18 protein-coding genes are annotated in these 17,856 nt (G+C 57.0%); 5 read left to right on the forward strand and 13 right to left on the reverse strand.

The features are described from left to right. Positions 1-5: 5 nt before the first annotated feature. Together treB and treR are read right to left on the reverse strand one after the other, a co-directional pair. Positions 6-1,424, reverse strand: coding sequence for a PTS trehalose transporter subunit IIBC (gene treB, locus FQK12_RS25595; protein ID WP_014227666.1), 1,419 nt, complete (start codon positions 1,422-1,424; stop codon positions 6-8). 128 nt (positions 1,425-1,552) lie between these two features. Next, positions 1,553-2,500: a trehalose operon repressor TreR gene (gene treR / locus FQK12_RS25600; protein ID WP_014227667.1), complete on the reverse strand. Its 948-nt coding sequence runs from the start codon at positions 2,498-2,500 to the stop codon at positions 1,553-1,555. 180 nt (positions 2,501-2,680) lie between these two features. Between treR and mgtL the strand changes: the two genes are divergently transcribed. Both mgtL and mgtA read left to right on the forward strand, forming a co-directional pair. Further along, positions 2,681-2,734 carry a mgtA regulatory leader peptide MgtL gene (gene mgtL, locus FQK12_RS28055; RefSeq protein ID WP_219620490.1) on the forward strand — a complete coding sequence of 18 codons (54 nt, stop codon included), beginning with the start codon at positions 2,681-2,683 and terminating at the stop codon, positions 2,732-2,734. Between the two features lie 144 nt (positions 2,735-2,878). Beyond that, positions 2,879-5,587 carry a magnesium-translocating P-type ATPase gene (mgtA, locus tag FQK12_RS25605; protein ID WP_014227668.1) on the forward strand — a complete coding sequence of 903 codons (2,709 nt, stop codon included), beginning with the start codon at positions 2,879-2,881 and terminating at the stop codon, positions 5,585-5,587. A gap of 67 nt (positions 5,588-5,654) precedes the next feature. Here mgtA and ridA read toward each other — a convergent pair whose 3' ends face one another. The 5 genes from ridA to FQK12_RS25635 all read right to left on the reverse strand — a co-directional run bounded on the left by ridA (position 5,655) and on the right by FQK12_RS25635 (position 9,475). Then, complete coding sequence (ridA, locus tag FQK12_RS25610) at positions 5,655-6,041, reverse strand: 2-iminobutanoate/2-iminopropanoate deaminase (RefSeq protein ID WP_009652347.1); 387 nt, start codon at positions 6,039-6,041, stop codon at positions 5,655-5,657. A 154-nt stretch (positions 6,042-6,195) separates the two neighbouring features. After that, complete coding sequence (gene gbpA / locus FQK12_RS25615) at positions 6,196-7,665, reverse strand: N-acetylglucosamine-binding protein GbpA (protein ID WP_041165261.1); 1,470 nt, start codon at positions 7,663-7,665, stop codon at positions 6,196-6,198. Between the two features lie 260 nt (positions 7,666-7,925). Then, positions 7,926-8,387, reverse strand: coding sequence for an aspartate carbamoyltransferase regulatory subunit (gene pyrI, locus FQK12_RS25620; RefSeq protein WP_004098115.1), 462 nt, complete (start codon positions 8,385-8,387; stop codon positions 7,926-7,928). 11 nt (positions 8,388-8,398) lie between these two features. After that, a complete protein-coding gene (pyrB, locus tag FQK12_RS25625) occupies positions 8,399-9,334 on the reverse strand; it encodes an aspartate carbamoyltransferase (protein ID WP_014227670.1) in 936 nt (311 codons plus the stop codon). A gap of 36 nt (positions 9,335-9,370) precedes the next feature. After that, entirely contained in the window at positions 9,371-9,475 is a 105-nt protein-coding gene (locus FQK12_RS25635) for a pyrBI operon leader peptide (RefSeq protein ID WP_072351778.1), read from the reverse strand. A gap of 192 nt (positions 9,476-9,667) precedes the next feature. Between FQK12_RS25635 and FQK12_RS25645 the strand changes: the two genes are divergently transcribed. Beyond that, a complete protein-coding gene (locus tag FQK12_RS25645) occupies positions 9,668-10,120 on the forward strand; it encodes a YhcH/YjgK/YiaL family protein (RefSeq protein ID WP_014227671.1) in 453 nt (150 codons plus the stop codon). A 111-nt stretch (positions 10,121-10,231) separates the two neighbouring features. Here the strand turns inward: FQK12_RS25645 and argF are convergent, their stop codons facing one another. Together argF and argL are read right to left on the reverse strand one after the other, a co-directional pair. Then, on the reverse strand, positions 10,232-11,236 hold the full coding sequence (gene argF, locus FQK12_RS25650; protein ID WP_014227672.1) for an ornithine carbamoyltransferase: 1,005 nt from the start codon (positions 11,234-11,236) through the stop codon (positions 10,232-10,234). Next, positions 11,206-11,301, reverse strand: a complete 96-nt coding sequence (argL, locus tag FQK12_RS28060) for a putative translational regulatory protein ArgL (protein WP_370798676.1) — start codon at positions 11,299-11,301, stop codon at positions 11,206-11,208. The genes argF and argL overlap by 31 nt, the downstream gene beginning before the upstream one ends. A gap of 99 nt (positions 11,302-11,400) precedes the next feature. Between argL and rraB the strand changes: the two genes are divergently transcribed. Further along, entirely contained in the window at positions 11,401-11,826 is a 426-nt protein-coding gene (rraB, locus tag FQK12_RS25655) for a ribonuclease E inhibitor RraB (protein WP_004098122.1), read from the forward strand. 52 nt (positions 11,827-11,878) lie between these two features. Beyond that, positions 11,879-12,637, forward strand: coding sequence for a tRNA isopentenyl-2-thiomethyl-A-37 hydroxylase MiaE (miaE, locus tag FQK12_RS25660; RefSeq protein WP_014227673.1), 759 nt, complete (start codon positions 11,879-11,881; stop codon positions 12,635-12,637). A 40-nt stretch (positions 12,638-12,677) separates the two neighbouring features. Here miaE and FQK12_RS25665 read toward each other — a convergent pair whose 3' ends face one another. The 4 genes from FQK12_RS25665 to holC form a co-directional block, all read right to left on the reverse strand. After that, a complete protein-coding gene (locus FQK12_RS25665) occupies positions 12,678-13,700 on the reverse strand; it encodes an alpha/beta hydrolase (RefSeq protein WP_014227674.1) in 1,023 nt (340 codons plus the stop codon). A gap of 152 nt (positions 13,701-13,852) precedes the next feature. Next, complete coding sequence (locus FQK12_RS25670) at positions 13,853-14,356, reverse strand: GNAT family N-acetyltransferase (protein WP_004098126.1); 504 nt, start codon at positions 14,354-14,356, stop codon at positions 13,853-13,855. 122 nt (positions 14,357-14,478) lie between these two features. Continuing rightward, entirely contained in the window at positions 14,479-17,334 is a 2,856-nt protein-coding gene (locus tag FQK12_RS25675; RefSeq protein ID WP_004098127.1) for a valine--tRNA ligase, read from the reverse strand. Then, positions 17,334-17,777, reverse strand: a complete 444-nt coding sequence (holC, locus tag FQK12_RS25680; RefSeq protein WP_014227675.1) for a DNA polymerase III subunit chi — start codon at positions 17,775-17,777, stop codon at positions 17,334-17,336. Before holC ends, FQK12_RS25675 begins: the two co-directional genes overlap by 1 nt. Between the last annotated feature and the right edge of the window lie 79 nt (positions 17,778-17,856).

A 17,856-nucleotide genomic window follows, 5' to 3' on the forward strand; every position in this document is an offset into this window, starting at 1 on the left:
AGTCGTCAGACAATCTGTAAGGTGCCCTGGCGGAATTTGCGCTGGTAAACAACCGTTGTCAGGACAATCGGCACGACCACGGCGATAGCCATCGCCAGCGCGTAAACCTGCCAGTAGGTTGGCTGGATAGAGAGAATGCCCGGCAGGCCGCCGACGCCGATGCCGTTGGCCATCACGCCGTTCAGGCCGCACAGCAGCCCGGCAAGACCGGAGCCGACCATCGCGCAGAGCATCGGGAAGCGGTATTTCAGGTTGATGCCGTACATGGCCGGTTCCGTGACGCCGAGGTAGGCGGAAATGGCGGCCGGAACGGAGATTTCGCGTTCGTTCTGTTTACGGCTGGCGATGATGATACCCACCACCGCCGACGCCTGGGCGATGTTGGACAGCGCGATCAGCGGCCAGACCGGCGTACCGCCCATGCTTTGAATCATCTGCATATCGATGGCGAGCGTGGTCTGATGGACCCCGGTAATCACCAGCGGCGCGTACAGGAAGCCGAACAGCGCGGCGCCAATCGGCGCGAAGCTGCCGGTTAACAGATGACGCACGGCCCAGGCCACGCCGTCGCCAATCATGCGGCCAACCGGGCCGATAAAAGCGTGGGCGAGAAAGACCGCCAGGATCAGCGAACAGACCGGCACGATCACCAGATAGAGGTAGTCAGGCACGATGCGTTTCAGCCGCGTTTCGATAAAGCCGAGCGCCAGCCCCGCCATCAAGGCCGGGATCACCTGCGCCTGGTAGCCGACTTTCTCAATGGTGAACAGGCCGAAGTTCCATACTTCCGGCACCTGCTGGCCCAGCAGGTAGGCATTCATCAGCTGCGGAGAAACTAACGTAACGCCCAGCACGATGCCGAGGATTGGCGTGCCGCCCATTTTCTTTACCGCGGACCAGCAGATACCCACCGGCAGGTAGAAGAAGATCGCCTCGCCAATCAGCCACAGGAAGTCATAAAGGGTTTTCAGCGACGGGTGCATCTGCGCCAGCGTCTGGCCGTTGCTCATCGGCAGATCGCCGATCACGTTGCGGAAGCCTAAGATCAGGCCGCCGCTGATCAGCGCAGGCAGCAGCGGGAAGAAGATCTCCGCGAAGTGTGAAATGAGCTGTTCATGCCACTTCATATTCTGCCGCGCGGCTTTCTTGGCTTGTTCTTTATCGGCGCTGGCCTGGCCGGTGGTCGCCAGCAGCGCTTTATAGTAGTCGCCAACCTCGGTACCGATCACCACCTGGAACTGCCCGGCGTTGGTAAAGCAGCCCTTCACCATGCGGAGCTGTTCAATTTCTTTCGGTTTGGCAATGGCTGGATTATTCAGCACAAAGCGCAGACGGGTAATACAGTGGCTGACGGTGGCGATATTGTCGCGCCCGCCCACCAGTTCGATAAGTTTATCGATGTCCTGCTGATTCACTTTACTCATGATGAGGCCTCATGACCGAGGGGAGAGGTTGCATTTAACTTGCATTGGATCCTACTCGCTCCGTTTGAATTGCAAAATGGGAACGTTCCCGAAACCCAGCGAAGATCACATAAATCGTTAAGACAGGCTTAATTCAGTACGGCGGGAATCACGATTTGACGGGGTTCACGGTTTCCGGCGATCTGCTCGATCAGCTGCTGCGCCGCCTGGCGTCCGGACTCGGCGTAGCCGGGATCGACCGTCAGGATCTCCGGGTGGAGAAACTTCATCAGCGGCGTGCTGCCGACGCTGGCGAGCTGGAGACGATCGATTCCCTGCTGCTGGAGATATTTGCTGGCTCCCAGCGCGAGGGTATCGGTGGCGCAGACCAGCGCGCTGGTTTCAGCCGACAGCACGCCGGCGACGTTTTCATACCCCTGCTTCATGCCCAGGCCCGGCAGCGCGGCGAGGGGCGTGAGGTGTTTTTTCTGGCAGAAATCGAGGTAGGCCTGGTGGCGGCGCTGCCCGGTGGTGATGTCGCTGTGCGGCACGCCGAGGAAACTGATGTGGCGATGCCCGCGATCGTACAGGCGCTGCATCAGCATCCTGATCGAACCTTCATCGTCATAGCAGACGGAGGCGATGCCCGGCGCGTCGCGGGCCAGCAGCACCAGCGTCTCTCGCCACGGGGTGAGCATCTCTTCATGGATGCCGGTGAAACCAAACAGCACCACGCCGTCGATATTGCGCCGGGCGAGCATGCCGAGATGCTCCTCGACCAGCGCCGGGGAGAACTGGCTCTCCATCATAATCGGATCGTAGCCCTGAGCGTAAAAGGCGGGAAGCATGGTCTGTACGGCGAGGTTTTCCGATAGCGAATCCAGACGGGTGACGATGATCGCCACCACTTTATCGCTCTGGCCGCGCATCGCCCTGGCGGAACGTGAGGGCGAAAACCCGTGCTGCTGCATCACCGCTTCAACGCGCTCACGCGTGCGTTCGCTGACGCCGCTTTCGTTGTTAAGCACGCGCGATACCGTCGATTTCCCGACGCCGCTTAAGCGTGCGATATCTTTGATGGTCAGCCGGTTTTGCATGCAGGGTTCTCGTTGTGGTCCGCTTAAAGTGAGCCTAATGCTACTCAACGAAACCACAATGAGCAAAGTCTGGTTTACGTCTGGTTTAGTTGCCCGGGGGTATTATCGCCATAATAGCCACAAATAGATTATCGGCGACGGTATAATTCGCGCCGTTTGTATTCATTTACCGGAGATTTTATGGACCCCGATCCCACTCCTCATCCTCGATGGAGCCCCCTTATTTTCCGGTAAATCTGCGTAGCGCTGCTTTACCGGAAGCGTAAAGCAGCGATGTCTTTGACGTCCCTGCCATAAAAATAACATGCCTGACAGGTAAGGTTGACTCGCGCCTGTCGGTAGCCTGCGTTCGCTCGCGCGAGCGCGGAGGGACTGTTTATGTTTAAAAATTTTACCCGCCAGCTGTTTGCCCAGCTTGGTCGTCATTTACCGCGTCGTTTAGTACAACGCGATCCGCTACCCGATGCCCGCAATCTGGCGAGCGCGCCGATCCCGGACTCCCTCGGCAAGCAGTGCCTGGACGTGGCGGCAATGGATGAGAATGAAATCTGGCGCGCCTTCGCCAGCCATCCGGAAGGGCTAAATGCGGGCGAAGTGGCGCAGAAAATCGCGCAGTATGGCGAAAACCAGATCCCGGCGCAGAAGCCGTCGCCGTGGTGGGTGCATCTTTGGAGCTGCTACCGCAACCCCTTCAACCTGCTGCTGACCGTTCTGGGTATCGTCTCCTACTCAACGGAAGATCTGTTTGCCGCCGCGGTTATCGCCCTGATGGTGGGGATCTCCACGCTGCTGAACTTTATTCAGGAAGCCCGCTCGACCAAAGCGGCGGACGCCCTGAAGGCGATGGTCAGCAACACCGCGACGGTCCTGCGGGTGGTGAACGAGCAGGGCGAGAGCCGCTGGTGCGAGCTGCCCATCGACCAGCTGGTGCCGGGGGATATCGTCAAGCTATCGGCGGGAGACATGATCCCGGCAGACCTGCGCGTCATTCAGGCGCGCGACCTGTTTGTCGCTCAGGCCTCGCTGACCGGTGAATCGCTGCCGGTCGAAAAAGTGGCCCGCACCCGCGACCCGCTGCAGGCAAACCCGCTGGAGTGCGACACCCTGTGCTTTATGGGTACCAACGTGGTGAGCGGTTCGGCGCAGGCGATTGTTTTCGCTACCGGCGGCGGCACCTGGTTTGGCCAGCTGGCTGGCCGCGTCAGCGAGCAGGAAAGCGAGCCGAACGCCTTTCAGAAAGGGATCAGCCGGGTCAGCATGCTGCTAATCCGCTTTATGCTGGTGATGACCCCGATCGTGCTGCTGATTAACGGCTACACCAAAGGCGACTGGTGGGAGGCGGCGCTGTTCGCGCTCTCCGTCGCGGTGGGCCTGACCCCGGAAATGCTGCCGATGATCGTCACCTCGACCCTGGCGCGCGGGGCGGTGAAGCTGTCGAAACAGAAAGTGATCGTCAAGCACCTCGACGCGATACAGAACTTTGGCGCGATGGACATCCTGTGCACCGATAAAACCGGCACCCTGACGCAGGATAAAATCGTGCTGGAGAACCACACCGATGTCTCCGGCAAGGTGAGCGAACGCGTGCTGCATACGGCATGGCTTAACAGCCACTATCAGACCGGGCTGAAGAATCTGCTCGATACCGCGGTGCTGGAGGGCGTCGAGCTGGAGTCAGCGCGCGGGCTGGCGGAACGCTGGCAGAAAGTCGATGAGATCCCGTTCGATTTTGAGCGTCGCCGCATGTCGGTGGTGGTGCAGGAGCAGGACAACGTCCATCAGCTAATCTGCAAGGGGGCGCTGCAGGAGATCCTCAACGTCTCGACCCAGGTGCGCTATAACGGCGACATCGTACCGCTGGACGACACCATGCTGCGGCGCATCCGTCGCGTAACCGACACCCTCAACCGTCAGGGACTGCGCGTGGTGGCGGTGGCGACGAAGTACCTGCCCGCCCGAGAAGGCGACTACCAGCGCGCGGATGAATCCGACCTGATCCTTGAAGGCTATATCGCCTTTCTGGATCCGCCTAAAGAGACCACAGCCCCGGCGCTGAAAGCGCTGAAGGCCAGCGGCATTACGGTCAAAATCCTGACCGGAGACAGCGAGCTGGTGGCGGCCAAAGTCTGCCACGAAGTAGGTCTGGATGCGGGTGACGTGGTGATCGGCAGCCAGGTTGAAGCGCTGAGCGATGATGAACTGGCCGAGCTGGCAAAACGTACCACCCTGTTTGCGCGCCTGGCGCCGCTGCACAAAGAGCGTATCGTGACTCTGCTGAAACGCGAAGGACACGTAGTGGGATTTATGGGCGACGGCATTAACGACGCTCCGGCGCTGCGCGCGGCGGATATCGGTATTTCCGTCGACGGCGCGGTGGATATCGCCCGCGAGGCGGCGGATATCATCCTGCTGGAGAAGAGCCTGATGGTGCTGGAAGAGGGGGTTATTGAAGGCCGCCGGACCTTCGCCAATATGCTCAAATACATCAAAATGACCGCCAGCTCCAACTTCGGCAACGTGTTCAGCGTGCTGGTGGCCAGCGCCTTCCTGCCGTTCCTGCCGATGCTGCCGCTGCATCTGCTGATCCAGAATCTGCTGTACGATGTATCCCAGGTCGCCATTCCGTTTGATAACGTTGACGATGAGCAGATCCGTAAACCGCAGCGCTGGAACCCGGCGGATCTCGGCCGCTTTATGGTCTTCTTTGGGCCAATCAGTTCGATATTCGATATTCTGACGTTCTGCCTGATGTGGTGGGTGTTCCACGCCAACACGCCGGAACATCAGACCCTGTTCCAGTCCGGCTGGTTCGTGGTTGGCCTGCTGTCGCAGACGCTGATTGTGCATATGATCCGTACGCGGCGGATCCCCTTTATCCAGAGCCGCGCGGCCTGGCCGCTTATTGTGATGACGCTGCTGGTGATGGTAGTGGGGATTGCGCTGCCGTTCTCGCCGCTGGCGGGCTACCTGCAGCTTCAGGCGCTGCCGCTCAGCTACTTCCCATGGCTGATTGCGATCCTTGCGGGCTATATGACGCTAACCCAGATGGTCAAAGGCTTCTACAGCCGCCGCTACGGCTGGCAGTGAGCGAGGCGCTTTACGTGCAGAAACAACAAAGGCAGCCCCGGGCTGCCTTTGTTCATACTGTCTACGATTAGCGACGAATGGCGATCGCTTCAATCTCAATTTTTACGTCTTTCGGCAGACGCGCCACTTCCACGCAGGAGCGCGCCGGGAAGGTGGCGTTGTGCTCGGTGAAGAAGGCTTCATAGGTGGCGTTAACGGTGGCGAAATCGTTGAGGTCTTTGACGAAAACGGTGGTTTTAACGATATCGCCCACTTTCAGGCCCGCGGCTTCGACGATAGCTTTCACGTTCTCCAGAGACTGACGCGCCTGAGCGGCGACATCTTCCGGCACGCTACCGGTTTTCGGGTCTACCGGGATCTGGCCGGAAGTGATGATCATGTTACCCAGATCGACGCCCTGAACGTACGGGCCGATGGCTGCTGGCGCATTTTCCGTCGCGATAGTTTTAGACATGAGTTCTCCTGAAATATGTGAATGTAATCTGACTGGCGTGGGTCATTATAAAGAGTGCTGGCTGCTTTATCATTAAGCAGGCCGCATTTTGCGAAGGAGAAAAGCGGATAACGCAGCGCGCTATCCGCATAAGGCGTGAGCCTGAAGGATGAAGTTAGTGGGTGACTTCCGTCCATGCCATGGCCCAGTCAGAACCTGTGCCCGGTTCGAACTGAGTGGCGTACTGGCTCCACTGCACGCAGTAGCCGCTGTAGGGGAACGGGCGACATTGGTACACTTTGCCGTTTTTAGGCTGCATGACTTTCGTTCCCGCCTTATAGCTTTTCAGGTTATCCGGGAAGGTATAGTCGTAGTTTCCCGCAGGCGCAGGCGTCGGGGTCGGATCCGGCTGAACCGTACTCTCTTCCAGCATCAGGTCAATGACCCCCTGGCTGAGGGTGGCGCCCTGCGCATTGCTGGCAGAGTAGCGCAGCATATGATGACCTGCCTGAACGTTGGTCAGCGGAATAGATACCGTCAGGGAGCGATTATCTATCGTCTGCTGAATGCTCCCTTTCTGCGTGCCCGCATGGTCGTTGACGGTGGCGGTGAGATGCATTTTGCCCCTGGCCGTGGCGTTGAACGTCACCGTCGCTTTCCCGTTGGCGATTTTGGTTGCGTTAACGTTGGCGACGCTCAGGGATTCTTCCACGATATCGTCTGACTGCGACTCGGCGTAGGTCAGCGTAACGCTTTGAACGGTGCTGTCTTTTGGCACATACACCTGGTTAACGCCGTGGAGGGGGGTAATGTTGCCATCACTCCCTTTTACCCCGGCGCGCAGCTTACCCTGATGCGCGGTATTAATAGCTTCAGCCAGATCGTAAGACCACTGGCTGCTTTTTCCTTGCGCTTCGCTGGCGATGGTCAATTCCGTTTGCAGAGAATGAACTTCACCGCTCGCGTTAAAGAAATGGGCAATGACTTTATCTCCCGCATGGAGATCTTTCCCGCTAAGCTGGCCTGCGAGCTGCGTAGTCCAGAGGGATTCATTCTCCGTTTCATCGCTGGCGCCGCCGAAATCAACGTCAATGGCCTGATAAAAACTATTTGCCGTATCGGCAATTTCCCAGACGGCATAAATAACCTGATAGCCGGTGCGATCGGGTACATTACAGGAGTGCGTGACCTGTACAGCCGGCGTCGCGCCATTACCGTCGATTTGACAAAATGGCTTACTTTCAAAATCGCTGCGCGTCAGCGGCTTATTTTGATCCCAGTTCTGTTTGGTAATGTAATAACGCCAGTTAGTCGTTCTATGCGGCGCAGAATGGTGCCAGACGAAATTATTTTTACCGCTCTTTATCGTGGTTTTCGCCCAGCGAGTCGGGCTCTGGCTATCCAGCTGCGAGAAGTTGCTTTTACCCGCGCTGGCCAGTTTACCATCAGGCGGCATTGCCCCTTCAGGAAAACCGCTCGCTTGCTCGACGCTTTGCGGTTCCCACTGCACCGAACCGCAGTCGGTGTTTTTCCCTAAATGACATTGGTACGCCCGACTTGGCGGCGATTCCACATAGCCGTGAGCCAATGCTGAGGAGGTAAATAATAATGTTGCTGTATATAACGATATTTTTTTCACTTTCATAATTCATCCTGTGAACATTGATTAAAAAAATAGAAAACGCACTGGAGTGTATGAAGGGAAAAATTCAGGTTCAATAGCAGTGATATTTAATGATTAATCTCATTGTTTGTTATTTTTAATCATGAGACGTGTTGATGAGAAATTGATGAATGTTGATTATCTGACCCGAGGTCAGTGAGTTGACGGCCGTGCGGATGATTTAAATTATCGTTCAGGAGCAGTCCCGCTTATCGGGCTGCTCCCGATAAAACCTGGCGAATTTAATTTGCCAGCACGACATGATGTGAAAATTCTTTTTCACAATATTTGCACTTCAGCGCGATATCGTTTTCGCGTTTCTTCACCGCAAAGCTGGAGGACACCGGCTCGGCGTGGCTAATACAGTTGCTGTTCGGGCATACCAGCACGTTGTTAATACGGTCCGGCAGATTCGGTCGGGATTTACCGACGACTTCATACTCATCAATGCGGTTTACCGTGGCCTGCGGCGCGTACAGGGAGAGCTGGTTGACCTGCTCGTCGGTCAGGAAGGTGTTCTCAATTTTGATCAAATCTTTGCGGCCCATTTCGCCTGACGGCAGGTTCAGGCCGATGGTGATGCGCTGATCCGTTTCGGTCAGTTTGAACAGGGTCAGCAGCTTAAAGCCGACCTGCGCCGGGATATGGTCGATAACGGTGCCACGTTTGATGGCTTCTACCTGTAATTTATTGTCGTGTGTCATCTCTTTTCCCCTTACAGTGCCAGATCGCTATTCAGTACCAGCGCCAGTAACGCCTGGCGCGCGAAGATGCCGTTGCCCGCCTGCTGGAAGTACCAGGCGTGCGGCGTTTTATCGACGTCGGTGGTGATTTCATCAATGCGCGGCAGCGGATGCAGCACCTTCATGTTCGCGCGTGCGCCTTCCAGGTCTGCGGCGCGCAGGACGAACTGCGCCTTCACGTTGGCATATTCCGACGGGTCGAGACGCTCTTTCTGCACGCGGGTCATATACAGAATGTCCACCTCTTCCATCACCTCTTCAATGGCGCTATGCAGGCTCCAGGCAATGCCTTTTTCATCGAGCATGTCGAGGATGTACTGCGGCATGGCCAGCGCGTCCGGGGCGATAAAGTAGAAGCGGTTGCCGTTAAATTTCGCCAGCGCCTGGGTCAGGGAGTGGACGGTGCGGCCATATTTCAGGTCACCCACCATCGCCACGTTAAGATTTTCCAGACGACCCTGGGTCTCCTGAATGGTGAACAGATCCAGCAGGGTCTGCGTCGGATGTTGGTTCGCGCCGTCGCCGGCGTTGAGTACCGGAATACCGCCGGAAAACTCGGTCGCCAGACGCGCCGCGCCCTCCTGCGGGTGGCGCATGACGATGGCATCGACATAGGTGCTGATGACCGAGATGGTATCGGCCAGGGTTTCGCCTTTTTTGCCCAGCGAGGTGTTGCTGCTGTCTGAGAAACCGACCACGCTGGCACCCAGGCGGTGCATGGAGGTCTCAAACGACAGGCGGGTGCGGGTCGACGCTTCAAAAAAGCAGCTGGCGATCACTTTATGCTTGAGCAGCTCCGGCTGCGGATTGGCTTTGAGTTTTGCTGCGGTTGCCAGTACCAGTTCAAGGTCTTCGCGGCTGAGATCGTTTATGGAAATGATATGTTTTTGATATAGCGGGTTAGCCATGTTTATCTCCTGACGCCTGGGCAAAAAAAAAGCCCCTTAAATAAGGGGCTTTACGAATACGGATGCAACGGAAAGAAAAAACGGCAGGCCAGCGTCTGTTTTCAGACGCGGTAAGACGCGATGTCGTACACACTGAACCATAATTCCTCCCGGCAAAACGGGTGGCATTATACGCAGCTCATATTTCGGATCAAGCGATTAATCCACAAACAGGTAAACGTTTGCCTGGGGAATCATGCGTTAACGCAAAAAACCCGCAAAAAGAGGTGGTATGGCAGTCGGATGGGGGGTATAAACGCGAAATGAAAAGCTGTTTTATATTTGAGGGCTATTATGATCGTTGGAAATATTCACCATCTGCAAAGCGGATTGCCGGCGTCTCTGCGTGAGGCGATCGAACATGTTAAAGCGCATGTCACCGACGCGACGCCGCTGGGTAAACATGATATTGACGGCAACAACCTGTTCTATCTCATTTCCGAAGATACCACCGAGCCGATGGCCGACCGCCGCGCCGAGTATCACGCCCGCTACCTGGATATCCAGATTGTACTGAAAGGCCAGGAAGGAATGACCTTTAGCGTTCTCCCTGCCGGCGCGCCGGATATCGACTGGCTGGCGGAGAAAGACATCGCTTTCCTGGCGGAGGGGGCGCAGGAAAAAACCGTCATCCTCAGCGAAGGCGACTTTGTGGTGTTCTATCCCGGTGAAGTGCATAAGCCGCTGTGCGCCGTCGGCACACCGGCGAAGGTGCGCAAAGCGGTTGTGAAGATGCTGATGGCGTAAAAAATACCCCGGGCTGCGGCTGGCGCCTTGCCCGGGCTACAGATCCGCGCGGTTTGGGGGCGGGTAGCCCGGATAAACGCAGCGCAATCCGGGGGAATATCGCGAGAACGCTTACTTACCCAGCGTCGCCACCATCACCGCTTTGATGGTATGCATGCGGTTTTCCGCCTGGTCGAAAACGATGCTCGCCGCGGATTCAAATACCTCGTCGGTCACTTCCATACCACCGTGCAGGCCGTACTCCGCCGCCATCTGTTTGCCGAGCGTGGTCTGGTCGTCGTGGAACGCGGGCAGGCAGTGGAGGAATTTCACCTGCGGATTGCCGGTCAGCGCCATCATCTCGCTATTTACCTGATACCCGCGCAGCAGCGCGATACGCTCCGCCCACTTCTCTTTGGCTTCGCCCATCGATACCCAGACGTCGGTATAGATAAAGTCCGCGCCCTTCACGCCCGCCGCAATATCTTCGGTCAGCGTAATATTGCCGCCGTTTTTCTGCGCCAGCGCCCGGCACTGCTCGACCAGCTTCTCTTCCGGCCAGCAGGCGGTTGGCGCGACCAGACGCAGATCCAGCCCGGTCAACGCGGCGGCTTCGAGCATGGAGTTGCCCATATTATTCCGCGCGTCGCCGGCGTAGACCAGGGTCATCTGATTAAAGGCTTTGCCCGGCAGATGCTCCTGCATGGTCAGTAAGTCCGCCAGCAGCTGGGTGGGGTGGAATTCGTTGGTCAGGCCGTTCCATACCGGAACGCCGGCATACTCGGCCAGGGTTTCAACCACTTCCTGGCCGTGGCCGCGATATTGAATACCGTCGTACATGCGCCCCAGCACGCGGGCGGTGTCTTTAATCGACTCTTTATGGCCAATCTGGCTGCCGCTGGGGCCGAGCCAGGTGACGCGAGCGCCCTGGTCAAATGCGGCAACTTCGAAAGAGCATCGGGTGCGGGTAGAGTCTTTTTCGAAGATGAGCGCGATGTTTTTGCCGGTGAGATGCTGAATTTCAATATTGTTTTTCTTATCAGCTTTAAGCCTGGCCGCCAGCTCAAGCAGAGCGGTGATTTCGGCGGGGGTAAAATCGAGCAACTTTAAAAAATGCTTCTGATAAAACGCGGACATGGTTCCCTCACATGGCTCAAGCCATTTGTTGAATTAAAATTCACTTTATATGTATGAATATTCATTTGCAACCCCGTGTCATAAATCTTTCGCTCAGAAGGTGGAGGCAATCACGGCGGTATGTGACAATAGAAGCATCCGCGACACATTATGAGGAACGAGCCATGGCAAACCCGGAATTACTGGAAGAACAGCGTGAAGAAACGCGCCTGATTATTGAAGAGCTGCTCGAAGACGGCAGCGATCCTGACGCGCTGTACACCATTGAGCATCATCTCTCTGCCGATGATTTCGAAACGCTGGAGAAAGTGGCGGTCGAGGCCTTCAAGCTGGGCTACGAAGTGACTGAGCCGGAAGAGCTGGAAGTCGAAGAGGGCGATACCGTGATTTGCTGCGATATCCTCAGCGAATCCGCGCTGAATGCCGAGCTGATTGACGCCCAGGTTGAGCAGCTGATGACCCTGGCGGAAAAATACGACGTTGAATACGACGGCTGGGGCACCTACTACGAAGATCCGAACGGGGAAGACGAAGAAGGTGACGACGACGAAGATCTGGTTGATGAAGACGACGACGGCGTTCGCCACTAAGTAGCAGAGGTATACGGCGGTGCGATATGCCGCCGTATAGCAAGGAATTTTAATGGATTACCCGCAAATACTCGCCCCGATTTTAAGCTTTCTGCATTGCCCAACTCCTCAGGCGTGGATTGATGAAGCCCGTAAACCGGAAAACCTCCCGCTGCTGTTGACCGACCATATGGTGTGCGAGCTGAAAGCGGCGCAAAACGCTATGCTGCTGGTGCGTCGATACGTCGCGGATAAAGCGGACGCGGATGAGCTGCTGGCCTGCCTGAAGCCGTATGAGGACTTCACCTACCGCTGGGGGCCGGAGCCGGATTTCGTCGCGCTGCATAAGCAGATAAATAAAAGCGCCATGCCGCAGACCGACGATCCCTGGGGACGTCAGCTACTCGACAGCATGATTCTGCTGATCAAAGAGGAGCTGCATCACTTCTGGCAGGTGAGGGAAATCATGCTTTCCCGCGAAATCCCGTACGTCAAAATCACCGCCAGCAACTATGCCCGCGGGCTGCGCCGGGAAGTGCGTTCTCACGAACCGGTCATGCTGATCGATAAACTCATCTGCGGAGCCTATATTGAAGCCCGCTCCTGCGAGCGTTTTGCCGCGCTGGCGCCATGGCTGGATGACGATCTGCAGAAGTTTTATCTGTCGCTGCTGCGTTCCGAAGCGCGCCACTATCAGGACTATCTGGACCTGGCGCAGAGAATCGCCCAGGACGATATCAGCGAACGCGTGCGCCAGCTTGGCGAAGCGGAAGCGGCGCTTATTAACGCGCCTGAAGCGGAGTTTCGTTTTCACAGCGGCGTGCCCGCCTGAACGTCAGGCCGCCGCTTCACCGCAGCGGCCTGACGATCCATTACAGATTGGCGTTTTTGTCTTTCTCTGCCGTCGCGGCGGCTTTGGGCGCGCCGAGGGTCGCTTTAAACCAGTTCACCACCCGTTCAATAACCGGCTTCTGATACCAGCTGTCATCGCCGTGCTCCGCGCCCGCCAGCAACACGTAATCGGCCGGGTTGCCCTCCTTTTTCAGCGCGCGATAGAGCTGTTGACTTTGTACCGGTGAAACCAGGGTGTCGGCGCTGCCGTGCATAATTAAAAACGGCGGCTTTTTACCGCTGATATGGCCCATCGGGCTGGCCGCCAGGGCTTTTTGCGGATCGCTGTCAATCGTCGCTCCCGGCCAGTCGCGAAAGGCGCTACCGTGTACCAGCAGCGCTTCAGTGACCGCCGGCGACTGGTGCACTTTTTGAATCGCCTGCGGAAAACCTTCGCCGATATTCAACAGGTTCGAGATACCGTACAGCGTGGCGGCGGCCTGCACATCCGAGGATTGTGCCAGGTTATCGCCACGCTCGAACGTTTTGTCACCGTTGGTGAGCGCCAGCATCTGCGCCATATAGCCGCCTGCGGAATCCCCCAGCACGCCAATACGCGACGGGTCTATACCGTATTCCGCGGCATGTTCGCGCAGATAGCGAACGGCGGCTTTACCATCGATAACCGGGGCCGGAAAGGTGTCGGGAACCGTACGGTATTCCGCCGCCGCGACGACGAATCCCGCCGCCGCCAGCGCCATACGCATCTCGATAAACTTATTCCAGGCCGCGCTGGTGAAACCGCCGCCGGGGAAATAGATGATTGCCGGTTTCAGATCGCCGTTACGCGGTACCAGTAAAGACATATGCAGCTGACGAACGGCGACGGTGCTTTTTACCTGGCTATAAACGATATCGTTGAGCGCATCGATACGGCCCCGGGTTTTTTCCACGCGAATGACCTGAGCGCCTTCGGTATTGCCAGCAAGTTCGCCGGCGTTAACGCAGGAAGCCATGCCGGCAAGCAGCAGGCCGCCGGTGAGCAGGAGGGGGAGTTTTTTCATGATGTTCTATCCTGAGCAAAGCCTGCCGCGGCGGCAGGCGAAAAGATCCAATGCTCGAAGAGTGTATTAGCGAAAACGGGCGGTGAATAACGCTCTTTTTGCATGAAAACCATGCATTTTTTCGATTAATCAACGTCGCCGTTTTGCGGGCGCTACAGCACTTTCAACATCCTGACTTCGCAGTCAACGTGGCCGGTGCAGCCCAGCGGCTCAGCAATATGCTCGAAGCCGAGGTGCTCATATAAACCGACCGCTTCTTTCAGGAAGGCGGTGGTTTCCAGATAGCAGCGTTTGAATCCCTGCTCGCGGGCGTAATCAAGGGCCATCAGCGCCAGCTTTTTCGCCAGCCCCTGGCCGCGCGCGGAGGTCATAAAATACATTTTTTGTAGTTCGCAGATATCGGGCTCGCTGCAGGAGAGCGGTGCCACGCCGCCGCCGCCCACCACTTCACCATTCTGCTCAACGACCCAATAGGCGGAACCCGGCTGGCTATAAAGCTCATAGAGTTCATCCAGATTCGGATCGGCTACCGTATAGCCTTTGTCGGCGGTCAGACCATATTCAGCGGAGACCTGGCGGATAACAGCGGCAATCGCCGGATTATCATTAGCCGTGATGCGGCGCAGGGTTAGCGGTAGGGTTGCGCTCGTATTCATGTGAAGACTCATTGCAAAATAATGACGGATAATGTTGTTAATAACACTGCGGGAGGGGAGAGTGCAAGCGAGGATCTTTCACAGAAAACGCCCCTTATCCGAATGGATAAGGGGCGAGTGAATTACAGCGCGGCGATAATCGCCTGCTGCTCAATCAGCTTCGCTTTTGCTTCCGCGTAACCTTCCAGCTTCTCACGCTCTTTGGCGATCACCGCTTCCGGCGCGCGCGCCACAAAGCCTTCGTTGGAGAGTTTGCTTTCGATGCGGCCAATCTCGCCTTCGATTTTGGTCACCTCTTTAGCGAGGCGCGCCAGCTCATCTTCTTTATTGATGAGGCCAGCCATCGGGATCAGCAGCTCGGCGCCGTCGATAATTTTGGTCACGGAAACCGGACCTTTATCATCGGCAGGCAGCACGGTGATGCTCTCCAGACGCGCCAGATTCAGCAGGAAGCTGCGGTTGTCGTTCACGCGACGAATCGCGGCTTCGCTGCAGCCGCGCAGCAGCAGCTCCAGCGGCTTACCTGGGGCGATGTTCATTTCCGCACGGATGTTACGCACGGCGACGATCGCTTGCTTCAGCCATTCGGTATCGGCCAGCGCCGCTTCGTCAACCTGAGACGCATCGTACTGCGGGAACGGCTGCAGCATGATGGTATCGGCAGTGATACCGCAAATGACCTTCACGCGCTGCCAGATGGTCTCGGTGATGAACGGAATAATCGGATGCGCCAGGCGCAGCAGACCTTCCAGAACGGTCACCAGCGTGTGACGGGTGCCGCGCAGCTCAGACTCGGAACCGCCGTTCATTACCGGCTTGGTTAGCTCCAGATACCAGTCGCAGAACTGGTTCCAGGTGAACTCGTACAGAATGCCTGCGGCAATATCGAAGCGGAAGCCGTCCAGCGCTTCGCGGTAGGCTTTGATGGTTTGGTTGAATTCCGCCAGGATCCAGCGGTCCGCCAGCGACAGGGTCATCTCGCCGCCGTTAAAGCCGCAATCCTGATCTTCGGTATTCATCAGCACAAAGCGGCTGGCGTTCCACAGCTTGTTGCAGAAGTTACGGTAACCTTCCAGACGCTTCATATCCCAGTTGATATCGCGGCCGGTAGAGGCCAGCGCCGCCAGGGTAAAGCGCAGGGCGTCGGTACCGTGCGGCTCAATACCGTTCGGGAACTGCTTCTCGGTACGTTTGGCGATTTTTTCCGCCAGCTGCGGCTGCATCATGTTACCGGTGCGTTTTTCCAGCAGCTCCGGCAGGGAAATGCCGTCGACCATATCCAGCGGGTCGATAACGTTGCCCTTCGATTTGGACATCTTCTGGCCTTCGTCATCGCGGATCAAACCGGTCATATAGACGGTTTTAAACGGCACCTGCGGCTTGCCGTTTTCATCTTTGATGAAGTGCATGGTCATCATGATCATGCGGGCAATCCAGAAGAAGATGATGTCGAAGCCGGAAACCATCACGCTGGTCGGGTGGAACTGACGCAGGGCATCGGTGTTTTCCGGCCAGCCGAGGGTGGAGAAGGTCCACAGCGCGGAGGAGAACCAGGTATCGAGAACGTCTTCGTCCTGGCGCAGCGCCACGTCGGCGCCCAGGTTATTTTCCTGACGTACTTCGTCTTCGGTGCGGCCAACGTAGACGTTGCCGTCGTTGTCGTACCATGCCGGGATGCGGTGACCCCACCACAGCTGGCGGGAGATACACCAGTCCTGAATATCGCGCATCCAGGAGAAGTACATGTTTTCGTACTGCTTCGGCACGAACTGGATGTCGCCGTTCTCCACCGCTTCAACCGCCGGTTTAGCCAGCACGTCGGCGCGGACGTACCACTGGTCGGTCAGCATCGGCTCAATTACCACGCCGCCGCGGTCGCCGTACGGAACGGTCAGATCGTGCGGTTTAATCTCGTCCAGCAGGCCCAGGGCGTCGATAGCGGCAACCACCGCTTTACGCGCGGCAAAGCGCTCCAGCTTCTGGAACTCCGCCGGGATGGCGTTTGAGTAGACATCGGACTCGTTGCCTTTGGTGTCGTAAACTTCCGCGGTTTCGCGGATGTCGCCGTCAAAGGTCAGGATGTTGATCATCGGCAGCGCATGACGCTTGCCCACTTCATAGTCGTTAAAGTCGTGCGCCGGGGTGATCTTCACGCAGCCGGTGCCCTTTTCCATATCGGCGTGTTCATCGCCCACAATCGGAATGCGGCGGTCAACCAGCGGCAGGATCACGAATTTACCGATAAGGTCTTTATAGCGCGGATCTTCCGGGTTAACGGCCACGCCGGTATCGCCCAGCACCGTCTCCGGACGGGTGGTGGCGACGACCAGATAATCTTTACCGTCAGCGGTTTTCGCGCCGTCGGCCAGCGGATAGCGGATATGCCACATCGAGCCTTTAGACTCGCGGTTTTCCACTTCCAGATCGGAGATGGCGGTGCGCAGTTTCGGGTCCCAGTTGACCAGGCGCTTGCCGCGGTAGATCAGATCTTCTTTGTACAGGCGGACAAAGACTTCTTTTACGGCGTTGGACAGGCCTTCGTCCATGGTGAAGCGCTCGCGCTCCCAGTCCACGGAGTTGCCCAGGCGGCGCATCTGACGGGTAATGGTGCCGCCGGATTCCGCTTTCCACTGCCAGATTTTATCGATAAAGGCGTCGCGACCGTAGTCGTGGCGGGTTTTACCTTCTTCGGCGGCAATCTTACGCTCAACCACCATCTGGGTAGCGATACCCGCGTGGTCGGTACCGGCCTGCCACAGGGTGTTTTTACCCTGCATGCGCTGGTAGCGAATCATGGTATCCATGATGGTTTGCTGGAAGGCATGACCCATATGCAAACTGCCGGTGACGTTCGGCGGCGGGATCATGATGCAGAAACTTTCCTGGCTTTCGTCGCCATTGGGTTTGAAATAGCCCTGCTTTTCCCAGTGCTCGTAAAGCGGCTGTTCGATATCTTGGGGGTTGTATGTCTTTTCCATTATTTCCAGGTTGCCGTGTTCAGGTTGAAACCAGCCATGCGGTACGCTTTATAGCGTTCGCGCGCCAGTTGTTTCAAAGAATCTTCATAAGGGACGAAGTCTATCACTTCTGTGAAAGCGGTGGCAAAATCTGCAAAGTTTAGCCGCAGGCTAATCAGAATATCCCGCGGGCTGCTGTTGCGCTTTTGCGGCCAGGCGATCTCCACCGGCGCGCCGCCGCGCGGACCTTCTCCCGCCAGATTATGCGGAACGAAACTTTCCGCGGGTCGAGCCCAGAGCGCTTCGTCCAGACGAACGGCCTGCTGCTCATCTTCACAGGCGATGAGTACCCGCTTGCCGCTGCGCCAACGTTCTGCGGCAATGTCACACACCAGTTGTTCAACGGCGCTCAGGCCGTCTTGTTGCGTATCATTGTCCAGAAGATAGAACGTTGCGTTTTTCATATATGGGGCTTCTTGTGGTGACTTTAAATGCTTAAGCCGGGCGGCGCTACGCTGACCCGGCCTATAAACGGCATCTTTT

The sequence above is a fragment of the Klebsiella sp. ME-303 genome (assembly GCF_007910085.1).
Lineage (GTDB): Bacteria > Pseudomonadota > Gammaproteobacteria > Enterobacterales > Enterobacteriaceae > Klebsiella > Klebsiella michiganensis.

What these genes read in the sequence shown, in the direction of transcription:
- treB (WP_014227666.1), bottom strand. Translation starts at nt 1,424, where the DNA reads ATGAGTAAAGTGAATCAGCAGGACATCGATAAACTTATCGAACTGGTG.
- treR (WP_014227667.1), bottom strand. Translation starts at nt 2,500, where the DNA reads ATGCAAAACCGGCTGACCATCAAAGATATCGCACGCTTAAGCGGCGTC.
- mgtA (WP_014227668.1), top strand. Translation starts at nt 2,879, where the DNA reads ATGTTTAAAAATTTTACCCGCCAGCTGTTTGCCCAGCTTGGTCGTCAT.
- ridA (WP_009652347.1), bottom strand. Translation starts at nt 6,041, where the DNA reads ATGTCTAAAACTATCGCGACGGAAAATGCGCCAGCAGCCATCGGCCCG.
- gbpA (WP_041165261.1), bottom strand. Translation starts at nt 7,665, where the DNA reads ATGAAAGTGAAAAAAATATCGTTATATACAGCAACATTATTATTTACC.
- pyrI (WP_004098115.1), bottom strand. Translation starts at nt 8,387, where the DNA reads ATGACACACGACAATAAATTACAGGTAGAAGCCATCAAACGTGGCACC.
- pyrB (WP_014227670.1), bottom strand. Translation starts at nt 9,334, where the DNA reads ATGGCTAACCCGCTATATCAAAAACATATCATTTCCATAAACGATCTC.
- FQK12_RS25635 (WP_072351778.1), bottom strand. Translation starts at nt 9,475, where the DNA reads ATGGTTCAGTGTGTACGACATCGCGTCTTACCGCGTCTGAAAACAGAC.
- FQK12_RS25645 (WP_014227671.1), top strand. Translation starts at nt 9,668, where the DNA reads ATGATCGTTGGAAATATTCACCATCTGCAAAGCGGATTGCCGGCGTCT.
- argF (WP_014227672.1), bottom strand. Translation starts at nt 11,236, where the DNA reads ATGTCCGCGTTTTATCAGAAGCATTTTTTAAAGTTGCTCGATTTTACC.
- argL (WP_370798676.1), bottom strand. Translation starts at nt 11,301, where the DNA reads ATGAATATTCATACATATAAAGTGAATTTTAATTCAACAAATGGCTTG.
- rraB (WP_004098122.1), top strand. Translation starts at nt 11,401, where the DNA reads ATGGCAAACCCGGAATTACTGGAAGAACAGCGTGAAGAAACGCGCCTG.
- miaE (WP_014227673.1), top strand. Translation starts at nt 11,879, where the DNA reads ATGGATTACCCGCAAATACTCGCCCCGATTTTAAGCTTTCTGCATTGC.
- FQK12_RS25665 (WP_014227674.1), bottom strand. Translation starts at nt 13,700, where the DNA reads ATGAAAAAACTCCCCCTCCTGCTCACCGGCGGCCTGCTGCTTGCCGGC.
- FQK12_RS25670 (WP_004098126.1), bottom strand. Translation starts at nt 14,356, where the DNA reads ATGAATACGAGCGCAACCCTACCGCTAACCCTGCGCCGCATCACGGCT.
- FQK12_RS25675 (WP_004098127.1), bottom strand. Translation starts at nt 17,334, where the DNA reads ATGGAAAAGACATACAACCCCCAAGATATCGAACAGCCGCTTTACGAG.
- holC (WP_014227675.1), bottom strand. Translation starts at nt 17,777, where the DNA reads ATGAAAAACGCAACGTTCTATCTTCTGGACAATGATACGCAACAAGAC.